This window comes from Campylobacter sp. W0014 (genome assembly GCF_020135975.1).
Classification (GTDB): Bacteria; Campylobacterota; Campylobacteria; order Campylobacterales; family Campylobacteraceae; genus Campylobacter_D.
This window is the reverse complement of record NZ_JACHTR010000053.1, coordinates 1-2,596: the sequence shown is the minus strand read 5'-3', so window position 1 is coordinate 2,596 and position 2,596 is coordinate 1. Positions and strand designations below refer to the sequence as shown.

Annotated in this window: 1 protein-coding gene and 1 pseudogene; both read left to right on the top strand. The window is 29.2% G+C overall.

Going from position 1 to position 2,596, the window contains the following annotated elements; genetic code table 11:
• Window positions 1-407 (top strand): annotated as a pseudogene (locus tag H2277_RS08775) (hypothetical protein); the annotation flags it as partial.
• Window positions 400-2,463 carry a hypothetical protein gene (locus H2277_RS08770; protein ID WP_337201935.1) on the top strand — a complete coding sequence of 688 codons (2,064 nt, stop codon included), beginning with the start codon at window positions 400-402 and terminating at the stop codon, window positions 2,461-2,463. The pseudogene H2277_RS08775 and the gene H2277_RS08770, both read left to right, overlap by 8 nt.
• Window positions 2,464-2,596 lie beyond the last annotated feature (133 nt).

Here is a 2,596-nt window from a genome sequence, read left to right as displayed (position 1 = left end):
TACTTGCAAAAGAGATCTACCAAGCAGCAAATTTTAAAAGAATTTATGTCACAAAAGAAAAACTTGTGATTGAGTATTATATTAAAAATGATTTGATTTTTCCTTTGGGAACTTTTTTTGTGTATGCTTATACCCCAGTGTATAGTTGGGGAGATATAGTTATACAAACTTTCAAAGGTAAAAGATACGACATTGTAAATCTTGTCGGACGTGAAATAGAAATAAAACATGGTTTTTTTGCAAGAGTTAATGCCATTATAAAACCCCATGTAATGCCTTATTTATTAAGCTTAAGTGATGAAGAATTTGAAAAAATCTTTTCACGTGTAAGCGGAGATTTTAACCTTATTAATACCACTTTCCTTAAAGAGGCACAAGAATTAAGAAAAGAGAAGAAAGATGAATGAAAGTATTTATGGAAGTTTAGAGTTTTATTCTAAAGAAACTCAAAGCATTCCTAGTGATAAAAGGGATTTAGGCGTATTTGGAGATGTTGCTCCTTATGCTTTAGGCATTGCAGGAGGTTTTGCTACTGAGGCTTTTGAAAAAGGGATAATGAAGTTTGGTATAAAACATGATTCGCCTATCGCGACAATGATGCATTATAAAATAATAATGAATTTTGGAATATTGAATTTTTTTCTGGCTAAAGCAGAAGGAAAATCCAATGTAAGAGCTTTGGGTGAAACAGGTGTTGGTATTTTTGTTGGAGAACTCTTAAATAAAACCCCATTAAATAAATATAGTGAATATGTCGCCAAACAAGCCTTAACTCAAACCAGCAGGGTTACTTCTAATGCTGCAACTAAGATAGCTAGCTCAAGAGTAGCATCTAGTATCGCAGCTAGAGCTGGCGTATCCATACTTTCTCGTATTGCCGCAGGTGCTGCAACTGGAGCGGCTATAGGCTCGGGTTTTCCTATTGTTGGGACAATAGTGGGTGCAGTGGTGGGAACGCTTGTGGTAGGTTTTGCTAATGACTTAATTTTTGGCGATGAAGATAAAGAATTAAAAGAGCAAGAAGCCAAAGAGAAATACTTAGAGGAAAAATTAGATGAAAAAATGCATAAAATCATCAATTATCTCATCACTCATCATTATATAGAATTAAGAGTGTTAAATGAAGATGAAGCAGAAAAACTTTGCAAAGAAATAAATGATATTAATAGTTCTTATTTTAAAACCATTCTTTTGATGCTAAGTTTTCCTTATTATTTAGATAAAGATAAGCAAAGTTATCAAAAAGCTCAAGAAAAAAATCCAACTATAATCAGAATACAACCCATAGCTGATGCCTTAAATATAAAAATAGAAATCAACGAATGCTTTCTTGCTAAGAATGGAGAAGCTTTAAAAAATAAGGAAATTTATGTTTATAACCATCGCTTTGATAGAGTAGTAGCAAAAGCTATGAGTGATGATGAGGGTAAAATAGTATTTGAAAATGTTTATGTAGGTAAAGAAAATACTATAGATAAAATAAGCTTTATTATAGACAGAGAAAATTTCAATGAAGACAATTTTTATGAAAGTGTTTTAAAATACGCTCCAATGTTTAATGTCCAAAAAAAGCATAAACAAAAAGAACAAGCTTTAATCGATAAGATGTTTTTTAGTTTCACTTATACACAAGAAATAATGCAAGATAATGAGGTGTTAAAACTAGAAGCTTTAAAAAATAATTTTAATATTATTTTTGATTACAAGGTAAGAAAACAAGAAGAATCCTATAAAAATTATATCGTTTTATCTTATTTGGTTTTTGATGTCAAAGAAGATATGGAAGAATATATACGCCATATTATTATAGAAAATAGAGCTTTTTGTGGATTAGAATTTTTAGGTCGTGGATGGAAAAATCAATACAGCATCAAAGACGAATGGAGAGATAAGGGTATGGTATTTTTTGCTTATTTTAATTCTCAAAAATTTACCCCTTATAAAAAAATGGCTTTTATTGACAAGCCTATAGTTATTTTAGATATAGAAAAATTTGATAAAGAAGATGTGTTAAAAGATATAAAATTTCATTTTAAAACTCTTACTAAAGCCTATAAAATTTTTGTAATAGATTTGGATACCAATACTCAAATGCAAGAAAAAAAATCTATTGTCAATAATATAAAAAAGAATACCCAAAACTTGGAATTACTTTATTTACAATTTAAACTTTTTGATGATAAAGATGCTAATAAATGCAAAGTGCAATACTTTTATAATGAAAACAAATATGCTAATCAAGAAATGAAATGGATAGAATATTGCAAAAAACAACTTTTTTCGCTTAATAGTGAAGATCCTATTCATAAAAATAAAAACTCGTTTGATATGGAAGTGCCTTTTGTAAGTATTTCTTTTGGATCTTTGATTTATGATAAAGAAAAACTGGCTAAAAAAGGAATAAGGCAAATTTTTGGAGTGGGTTTAGCAGAATCTTGCAGGCGATATTTTTATGAGAAATGATTTGATTTTAGATAATTAAAGAATATACTACAAACTTTATTTTACCCACTTTATGCTAAAATAAATCACATAAGCTTATAGGCTATTAATCATCAACAAACCCAAAAGGATCTTCAATGTCCCTTAATTCTTA